The organism is Martelella mediterranea, from assembly GCF_004342225.1.
GTDB lineage: Bacteria > Pseudomonadota > Alphaproteobacteria > Rhizobiales > Rhizobiaceae > Martelella > Martelella mediterranea_B.
Map to the genome: position 1 here is coordinate 67,929 of NZ_SMAR01000007.1, position 15,225 is coordinate 83,153.

The window sequence follows — 15,225 nt, forward strand, 5'->3', positions numbered from 1 at the left end:
CATGACAATAAAGATGTTCTCTTCCGATCTCGACGGTACACTTGTCGGCGACAACGCAGCAACGGCCCGCTTCAAGCAGGCCTATGAAGCCATACCGGAACCCAATCGTCCGTTGCTTGTCTATAACAGCGGTCGGCTGGTCGACGATATACTGGAACTGATTCCTGCGGTTGGGCTGCCCGAACCGGACTTTCTGATCGGTGGCGTTGGGACCATGCTGCACGATCACAAAGGAAGCGGTCAGACGCACGGCTTTAGCGATTTTCTGGGCGCTTCTTTTAACCCGGCACGCGTGGCCCACATTCTGGAAGATGTGCCGGACATATCACGCCAGCCGGAGCGTTATCAGCACGGGTTCAAGTCGAGCTGGTATCTGGAACACGCGACCGATGGACGTCTGCGGGATATCGAGCGGACGCTTGCCAATGAGGGGCTGGATATCAAGCTGGTCTATTCCTCAAACCGCGATCTGGATGTGCTGCCGCGCGTCGCGGACAAAGGCGCAGCATTGTCGTGGCTTTGCGGCAGGCTGGGGATCGCGCATAACGAGGTCGTCGTGGCTGGCGATACCGGCAATGACAGCGCGATGTTCATGGTTGAGGGAGTGAATGGCATCATTCCCGCCAACGGTTTTGATGAGCTTCGCCGGATCGCCCGCAGCAATGGCAATGGCAAAGTCTACGAGGCAAAGCGGGAAATCGCCGATGGCGTGATCGAAGGCTTGCGCCATTTCAACGTTCCGCTCTGAGAGACCATGCCGGGCAGCGCTATCGCTGTCCGGCATATTTGGACCGGTCCACCTCAATCCCTGATGGATGAAGGACAATCATCAAAACTATCGACTTTGATTTCCTTACACGAGCCAGAGCAATCATAAATTCAGATCTTGTCGAAACCGTCGTCGTTCTCCCCACTGAACTCGCAGGTCCAAGCCAGCTTATCCTGCGCCCAGTCTTCAAGCGATGGTCTTTCAACCTGAGGCCCCGACGGTCCGGCTGGCGCAAATGACATCAGCGCAACCAGGAATGCCGACAATAACAAAAGAGCCAGTCGCTGGACGACTGGCCCTTATGAAGGAAAAACATATGCCGTCGCCTGGCAATCAGGCCCAGGGACGCTCAGCCGCAAGCTTTTCTTCGTAGGAAGCGATATTGTCAGCCTTCTCAAGCGTCAGAGAAATATCGTCAAGACCATTCAGGAGGCAGTGGCGGCGGAAACCATCAACCTCAAACTTCACCGAACCGCCATCAGGCCCGGTGATCTCCTGATTTTCCAGATCGACTGTGACAACTGCGTTCGAGCCACGCTCGGCGTCATCCATCAGCTTTTCCAGCTCTTCCGGCGACACAATGATCGGCAGAATGCCGTTCTTGAAGCAGTTATTGTAGAAAATATCGGCGAAGCTCGTGGAAATAACACAGCGAATGCCGAAGTCAGCCAGTGCCCACGGTGCATGCTCACGCGAAGAGCCGCAGCCAAAGTTATCACCGGCGACAAGAATCTTAGCATCGCGGTAGGCAGACTTGTTCAGAACAAAATCCGGATTTTCGGAACCATCAACATTATAACGGGCTTCGGCGAAAAGCCCCTTGCCAAGACCTGTGCGCTTAATCGTCTTCAGATAATCCTTCGGGATAATCATGTCGGTGTCGACATTCACAACCGGCAGCGGCGCAGCAACGCCCGTCAACTTGACGAATTTTTCCATGGTTTTGTCCCTTAGCGCATCAGTGCGATATTATGCGCACCGCTTTAGCCCGGTTGGGAAGTTTTTTCAACAAAAAACCGGTACCAAACGGTACGGCCAACCTGTTACAACGCACCGGGGCAGATACGCGACACTCAGAGGTCGATGATCTTACCGCGCCCGTCGTCCCAGACACGCATGGCTTCACGCTTGCGCTGCTCGCGCGTTTTAACCGGCACGGTGGCGCGATCAAGCTTCATTGCGATCAGGCGTGCAATTGAAAGTACAAACAGGACGCCCATCAGCGCCAGACCAACCGAAGCGGCAAAGACAGTCAGAACAGCGACAGCTGCGAGACCGACAACGGCCATGAGAACGGTGCGGATATTTTCCATCGTCAAATTCCTTTCACATTTGACAATCTGGCGTCTGGATGCGGTTTTCGCAAGGGGCTCAGGCCATTTTGTCTCATTGAATGCGCAGGCGAAGTCTGAAAAAGTCCAAATTCGCTTCGGCATTTATCAGTAATGTAAAAATTGGTGGGAATAAGGCCATGAATCAGATTCAGCTTGCACGCTCGGTTCTATGTGTCCCGGCTGTCAATCGCAGGGCCCTCGAGAAATCAGCAACACTTCCGGCAGATGTGATTATTTACGACCTTGAGGATGCCGTTGCACGCGAGCGCAAAGGCGAAGCGCGTGAAAATCTGGAACGTCTTTTCAAAAACAATCGGCCGGCGGGCAAACAGACCGTCATCCGTATCAATCCGCTGGATACCGATTTTGGTCGGGAGGATATGCGCGTGGTTCTGGCATGCCAGCCGGATGCCGTGCTGCTGCCCAAGGTCGAAACCGTAGCGAACATGGCCGCGGCCAGCGCGATCCTCAACAGCAACGGCGCACCGCTGCGGGTGAAAATCTGGGGCATGCTGGAAACGCCGCGTGGCGTGGTCAACGCTGCTGCCATCGCCGGGGCTTATTCTGCAGCACTGGCGGGCGGGCGACTGGAGGCGCTGATCGTCGGCGTCAATGATCTTCGCTCGCAGACAGGCGTTCTGGCCGAAACCGATCGCACCTACCTTGTGCCGTGGCTAATGCAGGTTGTGCTTGCTGCCCGCGCTTATGGTTTGCGGGTCATCGATGGCGTTTATAACGACTTCTCCGATACAGACGGCTTTGTCGCCGAGTGCGAACAGTCTCGTGCCATGGGTTTTGATGGCAAGATGCTGATCCACCCGAGCCAGATAGAAGGTGCAAACCGTCACTTCAGCCCGTCAGACGACGCGCTTGCAGAAGCTCACGCCATCATCAACGCTTTTTCCGCCCCTGAAGCGACAGGACTCAACGTCATTGACCTCAATGGCCGTATGGTTGAGCGCCTGCATCTTGAACAGGCAGAAAAGCTCGTTGCTCTTGCCAGCGCGATCAACCAGACAGGAGATGCGCAATGAAACTTTATCGTTTCCTCACCGGCATTGATGAATCCAGCTTCTGTCACAAGGTCACAGAGGCCCTGAACAAAGGTTGGGAGCTCTATGGCTCCCCCTCGCTGACCTACGATCACCAGTCCGGCAAGACCTATTGCGGACAGGCTGTTGTCAAAGAGGTCGAGGGGAAAGAATATGATCCCTCGATGAAGCTGGGACAGCAATAGGTGATGGACCGATAATGCCAGTGCCTGTAACGGAAAATACCGATATTGTGACGGAGCGCCGGGGCTGCATTGGCCATATCCGGTTAAACCGCCCCAAGGCGCTCAACGCGCTGTCACACGCCATGATCCACGCTCTGCATGCGGCGATCCGGGCTTTTGCCTGTGATGATGCCGTGCGCGCGATCCTCATCACAGGGACCGGAGCGCGGGGCCTATGTGCCGGTGGCGATATTCGTGAAATCCGCACAAGCGTGCTTGAGAAAGATTTGAAAGCCGCGGAGTTCCTGCGTGACGAATACCGCATGAATGCGGAAATTGCTGCGCTGGAGAAGCCTTATATCGCGATCATGGACGGCATTGTCATGGGCGGTGGGGCAGGCGTTTCCGTGCACGGCTCTCATCGGATCGTAACGGAGAAAACGCGCTTTGCCATGCCTGAAACCGGCATCGGCCTGTTACCGGATGTCGGAGCCACGTGGTTCCTGTCCCTGCCGGAAAATGAATTCGGTACCTATATGGGCCTGACGGGCACAACCATCGGCGCAGCCGACGCTTTGCGCATGCAGCTTGCCGATTTCTTCGTGCCCTCGGAAAAACTTGAAAAGCTGACCACAGCATTATTTGAAGCCGACGTTTCGTTGCAGACTGAAACGCTTGATGCGCAGATTGCGGATTTTGCCGAAACACCACCGGAATCTGCGCTTCGCGGAGAACACCGGACTATCGAACAGACATTCCGGTTTGACACCGTCGAAGACATCCTTACCGCCCTTAAAGCCGACGGTTCCTCCTTTGCGCTTGCAACAGCGCAACTGATTGAAAGCCGTTCACCGACGTCGCTGAAGCTCACCTTGAAACTGTTGCGTCTTGGTGGCCGGGCCGAGCGGCTGGCGGATTGTCAGGAGCGTGAGTTTGCTTCAGGCAGCCGCATCATCTTCACCCATGATTTTGCCGAAGGCGTGCGCGCGGCGGTTGTCGACAAGGACCGCAACCCGAAATGGGATCCGGAAAACCTTGCCGACGTCAGCGATGAGATGATTGAGGCCCTGATAGCGCCGGTGCGACAGCCTTTGTTCATCTAGGATGCCGTGGGGCTAATGATCTGAGACCGTTCCGGGCCGCGCACCTAACGACCGTGTCAGCCGGAGCAAATAGCCATCCGGATCCCGAACGCAAAACTGACGATTGCCAACCTCCTCACTGCCGCGTCGATACCACTTTTCCTCAATCGGAAGAAAAAGGGGCCATTCAGCGTCAGCCAACACTCTGACAATGTGATCGGGATCGGTCACTTCGATCTGAAAATTGACACCACGCCCGCTCAAACCATCGGCGACACCATCAAATGTACGGCCCATTCCCACGGTATCAAGCATGAGCTGCGCAGCACCCAATTGCAAAAAGGCAAAGCCTTCTTCCGGGCGCTGATAGACAATGGAAAACCCAATCAGGTTCACATAGAAATCGAGGCTGGTCCGCAAATCCGAAATCTCAAGCTCTGGGACCAGCGCATTTTCCATCACTTCACGGCCCAGAGAACTTTGAAGCGCGCGTTGCGATAGTCCTCACCGCTCTTCTTGCAATTTGCGGCCAGAACATCCTCGTAGGGCAGGCCGCGATTGGCCACCAGAAACAGTTTACCACCAAGCTTCAATGTGTTGCAGGCTGCTTCCACGATCGCCTTGCCGAGAGAAGGTTCCGTCGCCTTGCCAGCGTGGAAGGGCGGGTTCAGGATAACGAGATCGTAGCGCGTTTTTACTTTTTCGTTGACCAGATCCTGCCAGAAATAGCGGATTGCGGTATTCTCTTCTGTCACAGCCAGATTGACTTTTGCCCGTTCCAGTGCGCGAAAATCCGCCTCATAAAGATCGATACCGACTGTGCGTGGCGATCTTTCCGCCAGCATCGCCGAGAGATAGCCCCATCCGGCGCCGAAATCGGCCGCCAGTCCCGAAAAATCTTCCGGCAGGTGCTCACCCAGAATGCGCGAACCTTCATCGATCCTGTCATGAGAAAAAAGGCCCGGAACAGTGGTAAAACGACCGTCAATCTCAACGGTCGGATGCGCAAGGGCTTCAACGGCTGGCGCGATGTCGTCCGGACGGTGAAACCAGACGGCCAGACCATGGTATTTCGGCATGGATTCCAGATCGTCGAACAGGCCTTTCAGCCGCTTGCGCAAAGACTGCGCGCCTTCTTCCTTGGATCCGGCGATCATGATGAGCGCGCCGGGAACTGTTTTCTGCAGCGCTTCAACAATACGGTTCTCGTTTTCACCGCGATGCTTGGTCAGCAGGATCAGCGCCAGGTCATATGGCCCCTCGCCGGCTTCCGGCGTCACGGCAGAACCCGCCTTTTCCAACGCGTTGTAGTGAGGGCGAAGCGGCTGGACCGCATCAACTTCGGCTTCAAAGCCGTCCGGTAGGCGGTAGCCGGGCTCTGCACCCAGAAACAGGCATTTGCGCCCGCTTTCCGGCATGGCGATAACTTCACTTTCGAAGGGGTGAAACAGGGTTTTCAGGGTATCGCGTGACATGATTTTTCCCAAACAGTACGAAAAAAGCGCGGGCCGTTTCAAAACGCCCGCGCTCTTTAATGATCTTTGAAAGAAACGGCCTTATTCGGCAGCGTCATCCTTCGGCTTGCGCTCGGGCTTGGCCAATTCCTTGCCAGTTTCCTGATCGACAACCTTCATCGACAGCTTGACCTTGCCACGTTCATCAAAGCCGATGAGCTTGACCCAGACCTTGTCGCCTTCCTTGACCACATCGGTGGTCTTGGCAACGCGTTCCTGTGCCAGCTGCGAGATGTGAACGAGACCGTCGCGTGGACCGAAGAAGTTGACGAATGCGCCGAAGTCGGCGGTCTTGACGACCGTACCTTCGTAAATCGCATTCAGCTCAGGCTCATCAACGATGGAGTGAATCCACTTCTTCGCGGCTTCGATTTCCTTGGCCGAGGAGGACGCGATCTTGATCGTGCCGTCATCGTCAATGTTGATCTTGGCACCGGTCTTTTCAACGATTTCGCGAATGATCTTGCCGCCGGAGCCGATAACATCACGAATCTTGTCGACTGCGATGTTCATGACTTCAATGCGCGGCGCGTATTCACCAAGCTGCTCACGGCCTTCGCTGATCGCCTTGGCCATTTCGCCGAGAATGTGCATGCGGCCACCCTTGGCCTGGTTGAGAGCAACCTGCATGATCTCTTCGGTGATGCCGTTGATCTTGATATCCATCTGCAGCGAGGTGATACCGGCTTCCGTACCGGCAACCTTGAAGTCCATGTCGCCGAGGTGGTCTTCATCACCCAGAATATCGGACAGAACGGCGAAACGCTCATCTTCCTTGATCAGGCCCATGGCGATACCGGCAACCGGCTTGGCCAGCGGAACACCAGCATCCATCAGCGCCAGCGAAGTGCCGCAAACGGTCGCCATCGAGGAGGAACCGTTGGATTCGGTGATCTCGGAAACAACACGCAGCGTGTAAGGGAACTGCTCGACTTCCGGAAGCATCGGATGAATGGCCCGCCATGCCAGCTTGCCATGACCGATTTCGCGACGGCCCGGGGACCCCATGCGGCCCGTTTCACCGACCGAATAGGGCGGGAAGTTGTAGTGCAGCAGGAAGCGTTCCTTGTACATGCCGGTCAGGGCATCCACAAACTGCTCATCTTCACCGGTGCCCAGCGTGGCGACGACCATAGCCTGCGTTTCACCACGGGTGAACAATGCGGAACCATGTGTGCGCGGCAGAAGACCGACTTCCGAAACGATCGGGCGGACGGTTTCCAGATCGCGGCCATCAATACGGCTCTTGGTGTCAAGAATGTTCCAGCGAACAATCTTGGCCTGAAGATGCTTGAAAACAGCGGCGATTTCTTCACCGGCATATTTGGCTTCTTCGCCTTCAGCCGGAGCATAATGCTCCTTGACCTTGGTCTTGCAGGCATCAACGGCTGCATAACGCTCGGTCTTTTCCGTGATCTTGTAAGCTTCGCGCAGATCAGCTTCGATGAAGGAGAGCATATCGGCTTCAAGCGCGGAGAAATCTTCCGGTTCGAATTCGCGCGGCTCCTTGGCAGCGACTTCAGCAAGCTTGATGATCGCATCGATGACCGGCTGAAAACCCTTGTGACCGAACGTCACGGCGCCGAGCATGATGTCTTCCGGCAGTTCCTTGGCTTCGGACTCAACCATGAGAACAGCATCGCCTGTACCGGCAACGACCAGGTCCAGCGAAGTTTCCGGCATCTCGTCAAGATGCGGGTTCAGCACATATTCGCCGTTGATGTAACCAACGCGCGCGCCACCGATCGGGCCCATGAAGGGAACGCCGGACAGCGTCAGAGCTGCCGATGTGGCAACCATGGCCAGAACATCCGGGTTGTTTTCCAGATCGTGCTGCAGAACGGTGATCACGACCTGCGTGTCGTTCTTGTAGCCTTCCGGAAACAGCGGGCGGATCGGACGGTCGATCAGGCGCGAAACCAGTGTTTCGTTTTCGCTCGGGCGGCCTTCGCGCTTGAAGTAGCCACCGGGGATCTTACCGGCTGCGTAGGTCTTTTCCTGATAGTTGACCGTCAGCGGGAAAAAATCCTGACCCGGCTTCGGCTCCTTGGCAGAAACAACAGTCGCCAGAACGGCGGTTTCGCCGTAGGTGGCCAGAACCGCACCGTCAGCCTGACGGGCAATCTTGCCGGTCTCGAGCTTCAGTGTACGTCCGGCCCACTCAATTTCGACTTTGTGGGTGTTGAACATGTCTTGTCCTTCAATAACGCAATGCCCGCTTTCCGGCTGTGAAGCCGGAGCAGAACAGGCATAATCGTCTGTTTCGTTCGACAGGTCACGGGCAAGACAACGCGCTGCTTGTTACAAAAAGGCTCAAGCAGCCTGCAATCCTGCCCCATGACAGGTCCGTTTTGGCCTCATGATACCGGAAACCCTTCCGGGATCATCTGAATGATCCGGTCCCGTGCCACCGGGGCGGACCGGCGCGGCGAAAACGCGCGCCAACAAGAAAACCGGCGGACGACAACCGTCCGCCGGAATAGCTTTAGCGGCGAAGGCCCAGGCGGCCGATGAGGGCCGTGTAGCGGCTTTCGTCAATGCGCTTGAGGTAATCAAGCAGAGAACGACGGCTGGAAACGAGCTTCAGCAGACCACGGCGGGAATGGTTATCCTTCTTGTGATCCTTGAAGTGTTCGGTCAGGTTGGTAATCCGCTCGGTGAGGATTGCGACCTGAACTTCCGGCGAGCCGGTGTCGTTTTCCTTCGTTGCGTATTCCTTGATGATTTCCGCTTTACGCTCAGCAGTAATCGACATCGCTTCATCCTTTCTAAAAAAGAGGTGATTTCATGCCGCCCGGGCCGGGATGTCGTCCAGCACGGGCCGTTCAAACGCATATGTCTCAATGCTGGCGTTCGTATAGGGCAAAAGGGCACAATTGTCGAGTGTTCAGAAAAACCGGAACAATACAAATTCCAAGCCCCGTGCGCACCAGAGCGACAGCCGACATCGGACTGCTGACACGGCAGACAGGATCAGGCGTATAACCCAGAACCGCGCCGGCAAGCCGCAACCCATCGCGATCTCCCGCGCCGGAATACCCGATAAACGGTTCTTAACGCAGATCGTAACGGCAAATGGGAGGACTATTAGACAGTCGATGCGCCTGGCCAAGCGCGACGCAGACCGGATGGGAAAGTATGACCTAGCGCTGCCGCTGAAGGACAGGGAGCGTACGCCCGAGGTGAAAGAGACCAAGGTGATACGCACCGATCCGGATGCCGGCGACATGGTGCGTGACGGCAAGACGGACTGGAGCGAGGCGACCTACAAACGACGAAAGGAGACAGTGGAGCATCCATTTGCCGATGCCAGGCAACTTCGCGGGCACTGCTATACACGCTTTCGAGGACTCCAAAACCAGCACGGGAATGCAAAGACAAGAGCAGTTTCAGTTCAATCCGAAAAGCTTCGAAAAACAGCTGAGAATTGTCTTCAAACACAAAACCGGGAACCCGCCGAAACATCGACGGGTTTGTAGCAGTCTGAGGGCCGCAAATACGGCCCCCTTCACTTCTTTTCATCAAAGCGATCTCAATCAGCCGATTACAGCCTCGACCTTAACGGCTTTCGTGCCTTCTGCCGGCGGCGCAATCAGGTTGCCCTCAATCGCCTTGCCATCAACCGTCAGATGAACATCATTGCCCTTGCCCTTCCGGGTGATCGTGATGTCGTAGGTCACGCCGCGCCAGATACGCTTGACGGAAAAGCCGGTCCAGCGTTCCGGGATCACGGGTGCCAGACGCAGGCCTTCATATTCCGGGCGAATGCCAAGAATGAACTGCGTGATGGCATAGTAATTCCATGCCGCTGTGCCCGTCAGCCAGGAGTTCTTGGCTTCACCATGACGCGTGGCATCACGACCCGCAATCATCTGCGCATAGACATAGGGCTCCAGCCGGTGCGTATCGGAAATACCTTCTCGTGCTGACGGGTTGATGCGGGTGTAATAATCAAACGCTGCATCACCATTGCCGAGCACGGTTTCGCCGATGACCACCCACGGATTGTTATGGCAGAAGATACCGGCATTTTCCTTGTAGCCCGGAGGATAGGTCGAGATTTCGCCATACTCGATATAATATTTGGTATAGGCGGGCTGCAGCACGACAATCCCATGCGGGGTTGCCAGATGCTTGGCAACGGAATCAAGCGCTTTGCGGGCCTTGCCATCGTCCACACCGACACCGGCCAGAACACAGAAGCCCTGACTTTCGATGAAGATCTTGCCTTCTTCGTTCTCTTTCGAGCCAACCGGACGACCGAAATCATCATAAGCCCGCAGGAACCAGTCACCATCCCAACCGTGTTCACGGATGGTCGCATCCATATCGGTGGCAACCTTGGCATAGGTCTCCGCATCCTGGCTGCGACCGCTTTCCTTCGCAATATCGGAAAGTTCACGGGCAGACAGAACCATCAAACCGGCAATGAACACGCTTTCAGCAACCTTGCCATCCTTGCTGGTTGTCGTCTGGAAGCTTTCGCCGGGCGTATCGGAAAAGCAATTGAGGTTGAGGCAGTCATTCCAGTCCGCGCGGCCGATCAGCGGCAGGCCATGCGGTCCGAGTCTGTCCAGTGCATACTGCATGGAACGCTGAAGATGCACATAAAGCGGCTCTTCCGTGCCAGGCTGATTGTCGAAAACAACGGGCTCTTCAAGGATCGAGAAGTCGCCGGTTTCCTTCAGATACGCGGCAACGCCGATGATCAGCCAGTGCGGATCGTCGTTAAAGTCACCACCGATATCGTTGTTGCCCTTCTTCGTCAGCGGCTGATACTGGTGATATGCGCCGCCGGAGGAAAGCTGGGTCGCTGCGATATCGAGAATGCGCTCACGGGCACGCGATGGCACCATATGGACGAAGCCGAGCAGATCCTGATTGGAATCGCGGAAGCCAAGTCCACGGCCAATACCGCTTTCAAACGACGAGGCCGAACGCGACATATTAAATGTCGCCATGCACTGATAAGCATTCCAGATGTTGATCATGCGGTTGGAATGCTCATCCGGCGTTTCGGCCTGATAAACACCCAGAAGATCATCCCAGTGTCTGTTCAGTGCCTCAAAAGCGGTTTCAACATTCTCTGCCGCCAGATATTTCGAAATCACGGGCAGAACTGTCTTCTTGTTGATGGTCTGCGAACCGGGCGGATCGAACTTCTCGTCCTTGTCATTCTCATGATAGCCAAGCACGAAGATCACCTGACGCGTTTCGCCCGGTGCCAGTGTCATTTTGACGTGATGAGAACCCATAGGCGACCAGCCATGCGCAACCGAGTTGCGCGACTTGCCCTCAGCGACGGCGGCAGGCTTATCCCAGCCGCGCCACGCACCGAGAAAGTCCTCACGCTGCGTATCAAAACCAGCCAGTTCTTCCGAGCATGCAAAATAGGCGAAATGATTACGGCGCTCACGATATTCCGTCTTGTGATAGATCACCCCCTCTTCCACCTCGACCTGACCGGTCGACAGGTTCCGCTGGAAGTTGCTCTGGTCATCCAGCGCATCCCACAGGCAGAATTCAACAGAAGAAAACAGCGAAAGATCTGCAGGCACCAGACGTTCATTGGTCACGGTCAACTGCCAGATTTCCAGCGTTTCGCCCAGCGGAACGAAGTAGCGGTTCGATACGCGGATGCCGTTGCGCTTGGAGCCGATGGTGGAATAGCCCATGCCATGACGGCAGGAATAGTCTTCCACTTCAGACTGGGTCGGCATCCATGACGGCGACCAGAAATCACCATCTTCATTGTCGCGGACGTAAACATAACGGCCGCCATTATCCTGCGGAACGTTATTGTAGCGTCCACGCGTCAGACGGCGCAGCCGGGCGTCGCGGTAATAGGAGTAGCCGCCAGCCGTGGCGGAGAGAATGCCGAAATAGCCCTCACAACCGATATAGTTGATCCATGGATAAGGGGTATCAGGGCGCGTAATGACGTATTCGCGCGCGTTATCGTCGAAAAAACCGTACTTCATGATGAAATCCCGTTCGTTGCTGCTGACCGGCAAAGCTCGCAATCCGTATCGTTTCAGATTGCGCGGCCCAGCCTCCTCCTGCGGCAAATCTCGTACCACAATAATATGCCATTCAAAAGCAAAAGGTTAGAATTTTCGCTAAAAACGGCATCTCAAACCGCTTTTAAACCACGATAGGATAAATCCAAGTGCTGCACCGAACCTTCCATTCAAGGCTTTGGGAAACCCGGAAACCAGCACTGGATGCCTAACAGGTTACGCTTTTAATCCATTGATCTGAAACGTTTCAGAAAATGTTTCAAATCCCTTCAGGCAGGTGCCAGAACATTAGAGCGCCAGAGACACGTAACACGTAACAAGGCCGATAGTTGCGAATAGCGGCTGCAGAGTCCGCCAATCTGATGCTTTCAGCGTTGACAAGCGCGCCCCGGCTGGTCCAGCTTTTGTGGATATCTCGAAAGATCCTACCAGAGCGGGACACTCAATATATGAAGACCATGTTGAAAGCGGCCATCATCGCGGGCGCAGCCCTTTTTGCCGGGCAGGCAGCCAATGCCGAAACCCTGACACTTGCCAACTGGCTGCCGCCTTCACATCCACTGGTGGCTGATGTCATGGTGCCGTTCGCCGAAAACATCAAGGCAGCGACCGATGGGCGCGTGACGGTGAATATGCTGCCCGCGCCTCTCGGCCCGCCGCCTGCGCAATACGACCTCGCCGTCAACGGCGTTGCCGATATCACTTTCGGCGTGCAGGGTTATACGCCCGGCCGCTTCCGCACCACCAACCTTGCGGAAATCCCGTTCTGGGGTGACACTGCCGAAGTCACGTCCATCGCCTACTGGCGCACATGGGATGCGCTTTTGAAAGACGCCGGTGAATATGATGACGTTCATGTTCTGGGGGTCTTCACGCATGGTCCGGGCCAAGCCTTCATGAAGGGCAAGGATCTTTCCAGCCTCGATGCTCTGAACGGCGCAAAAATCCGTGTCGGTGGCGGCATTGTCCATGAAATTGCGACAGCCCTTGGCGCTGTGCCGGTTGAAGGCCCATCATCGCAAACCTATGAGCTTTTGTCTCAGGGCGTTGCTGATGGCATCATGTTTCCCTATGAGTCGGTGAACTTCTTTGGCCTGACCGATCTGGTCGATCAGGCGCTGGTTGTTCCCGGCGGGCTTTACAACACGTCGTTCTTTGTCGTGATGAATAAAGCCAAATGGGACAGCCTCTCTGACGAAGATCAGGCGGCGATCAATTCCGTTTCAGGTGAAGCGCTGGCGCAACTGGCGGGCAAGGCCTGGGATGCCGCAGATGCAGCGGGGCTGGAAGCCATGCGCGATACAGTGACCTTTAATATTGCGACACCTGGCCAGATCGACGCTATCCGGGAAATGGTCGAGCCTGTCGTGGAGGCCAAACTGGCCGAGATCGACGAAGCTGGTGTTTCATCTGAAAAGGCTTATCAGATAATGGAAAAAAACATCGAAGAAATGCAGGGTGAATGAGCGACGTTGACTATATCGCACAAGACAACAAGGCCGCGAGCGCAATTGCCCGCGGCCTTCGTCTTGTTCTGACATTAACTGCAGGTCTGTTGTTGATGGCGCTGATGGGTCTGACGGTCTTTGATGTGATTGGCCGCTATCTGCTGAATGCCCCGGTCAAAGGCGCTTCGGAGCTTTCTGAGCTTCTACTGGTGGCGACCGTTTTTCTGGGATTGCCGGTTGTCTGCCTGGATGGCGGGCATGTAACCGTTGACCTTGTGACCAAGAACATGCCGAAGGCGATCGAGCGGCCCCGCCTTTTCATAACCGGTGTCATATCTACGGCCGTTCTGGCCGTGATCAGCTGGCGGCTTTTTGCCTATGGTGATCAGGTCGCAAGCTATAATCTGGTGACCAACAGCCTCAGATTGCCGGTTGCCCCCGTGGTCTGGTTTTGTGCTGTTTTTACCGCTATAGCAGCGCTCATCACCCTTGCCATGGCTCTCGCCATGCTTTTCAAGAGACACGCATGATTGACTGGCCTATCGGTATCGCGGCGCTGCTCGTTCTTCTTCTGGGCGGCATGCCGATTGCGTTTGCACTGACAATTGTCGGCCTTGTCGGCACAGCCTCGATCATCGGACTGAAGCCGTCCCTGTCGCTTCTCGGACCGACCTTTTTCGATAACGGACGCTCCTATGCGCTCACCGTGATGCCGCTTTTCCTGCTGATGGGCAATTTCGTTGTCCAGTCCGGCATTGCCCGTGACCTTTACCAGTCAGCCCATGCCTGGCTGAGACATCGCCGCGGCGGACTGGCGCTTGCCACCGTGGTCGCATGTGGCGGCTTTTCTTCCGTCTGCGGCTCATCCATGGCAACGGCGGCCACCATGTCTAAGATTGCGCTGCCCTCCATGCGCCGCTTTGGCTATCCGGACAGTCTTGCAACAGCCTCCATTGCCGCCGGCGGCACGCTGGGCATTCTGATCCCGCCTTCGGTTATTCTGGTGTTTTACGGCATCATGACACAGCAGAATATCGGCAAGCTTTTCATGGCGGGTATCATACCGGGTCTGATCGGTATTTTCGGCTATGCCATTGCGGTCATGATCTCCGTACGGCTGTCCGGTGACAATCTGCCATCGGAGGGAAAGCTGCCGCTGATCGAACGTTTCCGCGCGCTGAAAGGCACAGCGGGCGCCATTCTCCTGTTTATCTTCGTCATGGGCGGCATTTATCTGGGCGTCTTCACCCCGACGGAAAGTGCCGGAATGGGTGCATTTGGTGCTTTCCTATTGACCCTGTTTTCCGGAAAATTCAGTTGGTCGGATTTTGGCGATATTGTTTATTCGACGGTCAAGACAACAGCGATGATGTTCTTCATCCTGTTTGGCGCACTGACCTTTACCAACTATGTCAACCTGTCCGGCATGACGGCCGATATTCAGGCCGGCCTTTCCATCTTCGGCGACGGCCCCCTGCCCACGATTCTCGCCATTCTGGTGATCTATCTTCTGCTTGGCTGCGTGCTGGAAGGACTTTCGATGATCACGCTGACCGTGCCGATCTTCTACCCCATTGTCGCCGCACAAGGTTTCGATCTGATCTGGTTCGGCATTTTCGTCGTCGTCATCACCGAGGTCAGCTATATCACGCCGCCGGTCGGCATGAATGCCTTCGTGCTCAACACGGTCGTGCGCGATGTGAGCCTGCGTACCATCTTTGCCGGTTTGCTGCCGTTTGTGGCTATGGATATTGTGCGCATTGCGCTTTTGATCGCCATTCCGGGGATCGCACTTTTCATACCTTCCATGATGTGAAGCAGCTGACCGATGCATAGGCACCG

The 15,225-nt window shown here is 55.6% G+C and carries 16 protein-coding genes and 1 pseudogene; 8 read left to right on the forward strand and 9 right to left on the reverse strand.

Going from position 1 to position 15,225, the window contains the following annotated elements; genetic code table 11:
* Position 1 precedes the first annotated feature (1 nt).
* A complete protein-coding gene (locus EDC90_RS06725; protein WP_132309792.1) occupies positions 2-748 on the forward strand; it encodes an HAD-IIB family hydrolase in 747 nt (248 codons plus the stop codon).
* A gap of 131 nt (positions 749-879) precedes the next feature.
* Here the strand turns inward: EDC90_RS06725 and EDC90_RS21425 are convergent, their stop codons facing one another.
* The 3 genes from EDC90_RS21425 to EDC90_RS06735 form a co-directional block, all read right to left on the reverse strand.
* Positions 880-1,011 carry a hypothetical protein gene (locus EDC90_RS21425; protein ID WP_281015396.1) on the reverse strand — a complete coding sequence of 44 codons (132 nt, stop codon included), beginning with the start codon at positions 1,009-1,011 and terminating at the stop codon, positions 880-882.
* A gap of 91 nt (positions 1,012-1,102) precedes the next feature.
* A complete protein-coding gene (gene leuD / locus EDC90_RS06730) occupies positions 1,103-1,708 on the reverse strand; it encodes a 3-isopropylmalate dehydratase small subunit (protein ID WP_132309794.1) in 606 nt (201 codons plus the stop codon).
* Positions 1,709-1,842: 134 nt separating this feature from the next.
* Complete coding sequence (locus tag EDC90_RS06735; RefSeq protein ID WP_132309796.1) at positions 1,843-2,082, reverse strand: hypothetical protein; 240 nt, start codon at positions 2,080-2,082, stop codon at positions 1,843-1,845.
* Between the two features lie 158 nt (positions 2,083-2,240).
* Between EDC90_RS06735 and EDC90_RS06740 the strand changes: the two genes are divergently transcribed.
* From EDC90_RS06740 to EDC90_RS06750, 3 genes are read left to right on the forward strand one after another with little or no spacing between them, the layout of a single operon-like run.
* Positions 2,241-3,137, forward strand: coding sequence for an HpcH/HpaI aldolase/citrate lyase family protein (locus EDC90_RS06740; RefSeq protein WP_132309798.1), 897 nt, complete (start codon positions 2,241-2,243; stop codon positions 3,135-3,137).
* Complete coding sequence (locus tag EDC90_RS06745; protein WP_132309800.1) at positions 3,134-3,340, forward strand: DUF1737 domain-containing protein; 207 nt, start codon at positions 3,134-3,136, stop codon at positions 3,338-3,340. Before EDC90_RS06740 ends, EDC90_RS06745 begins: the two co-directional genes overlap by 4 nt.
* A gap of 14 nt (positions 3,341-3,354) precedes the next feature.
* Positions 3,355-4,422: an enoyl-CoA hydratase/isomerase family protein gene (locus EDC90_RS06750; RefSeq protein WP_132309802.1), complete on the forward strand. Its 1,068-nt coding sequence runs from the start codon at positions 3,355-3,357 to the stop codon at positions 4,420-4,422.
* Positions 4,423-4,434: 12 nt separating this feature from the next.
* Here EDC90_RS06750 and EDC90_RS06755 read toward each other — a convergent pair whose 3' ends face one another.
* The 5 genes from EDC90_RS06755 to EDC90_RS21535 form a co-directional block, all read right to left on the reverse strand.
* The gene (locus EDC90_RS06755; RefSeq protein ID WP_132309804.1) at positions 4,435-4,860 is read right to left on the reverse strand and encodes a bleomycin resistance protein; all 426 of its coding nucleotides are present in this window, start codon (positions 4,858-4,860) and stop codon (positions 4,435-4,437) included.
* A complete protein-coding gene (locus EDC90_RS06760) occupies positions 4,860-5,876 on the reverse strand; it encodes a class I SAM-dependent methyltransferase (protein ID WP_132309806.1) in 1,017 nt (338 codons plus the stop codon). The genes EDC90_RS06755 and EDC90_RS06760 overlap by 1 nt, the downstream gene beginning before the upstream one ends.
* Before the next feature lie 81 nt (positions 5,877-5,957).
* Complete coding sequence (gene pnp, locus EDC90_RS06765; RefSeq protein ID WP_132309808.1) at positions 5,958-8,105, reverse strand: polyribonucleotide nucleotidyltransferase; 2,148 nt, start codon at positions 8,103-8,105, stop codon at positions 5,958-5,960.
* A gap of 295 nt (positions 8,106-8,400) precedes the next feature.
* On the reverse strand, positions 8,401-8,670 hold the full coding sequence (gene rpsO, locus EDC90_RS06770; RefSeq protein ID WP_132309810.1) for a 30S ribosomal protein S15: 270 nt from the start codon (positions 8,668-8,670) through the stop codon (positions 8,401-8,403).
* 85 nt (positions 8,671-8,755) lie between these two features.
* On the reverse strand, positions 8,756-8,959 hold the full coding sequence (locus EDC90_RS21535) for a hypothetical protein (protein ID WP_132310009.1): 204 nt from the start codon (positions 8,957-8,959) through the stop codon (positions 8,756-8,758).
* Between the two features lie 216 nt (positions 8,960-9,175).
* Here EDC90_RS21535 and EDC90_RS21540 point away from each other — a divergent pair.
* Positions 9,176-9,394 (forward strand): annotated as a pseudogene (locus tag EDC90_RS21540) (hypothetical protein); the annotation flags it as partial.
* Positions 9,395-9,451: 57 nt separating this feature from the next.
* Here EDC90_RS21540 and EDC90_RS06785 read toward each other — a convergent pair.
* The gene (locus EDC90_RS06785; protein WP_132309814.1) at positions 9,452-11,896 is read right to left on the reverse strand and encodes a GH36-type glycosyl hydrolase domain-containing protein; all 2,445 of its coding nucleotides are present in this window, start codon (positions 11,894-11,896) and stop codon (positions 9,452-9,454) included.
* 488 nt (positions 11,897-12,384) lie between these two features.
* On the opposite strand from EDC90_RS06785, the gene EDC90_RS06790 reads away from it, so the two are divergent.
* From EDC90_RS06790 to EDC90_RS06800, 3 genes are read left to right on the forward strand one after another with little or no spacing between them, the layout of a single operon-like run.
* Positions 12,385-13,401: a TRAP transporter substrate-binding protein gene (locus EDC90_RS06790; RefSeq protein ID WP_132309816.1), complete on the forward strand. Its 1,017-nt coding sequence runs from the start codon at positions 12,385-12,387 to the stop codon at positions 13,399-13,401.
* Positions 13,398-13,913 carry a TRAP transporter small permease gene (locus EDC90_RS06795; protein WP_132309818.1) on the forward strand — a complete coding sequence of 172 codons (516 nt, stop codon included), beginning with the start codon at positions 13,398-13,400 and terminating at the stop codon, positions 13,911-13,913. The genes EDC90_RS06790 and EDC90_RS06795 overlap by 4 nt, the downstream gene beginning before the upstream one ends.
* A complete protein-coding gene (locus EDC90_RS06800; protein ID WP_132309820.1) occupies positions 13,910-15,199 on the forward strand; it encodes a TRAP transporter large permease in 1,290 nt (429 codons plus the stop codon). The genes EDC90_RS06795 and EDC90_RS06800 overlap by 4 nt, the downstream gene beginning before the upstream one ends.
* Positions 15,200-15,225 lie beyond the last annotated feature (26 nt).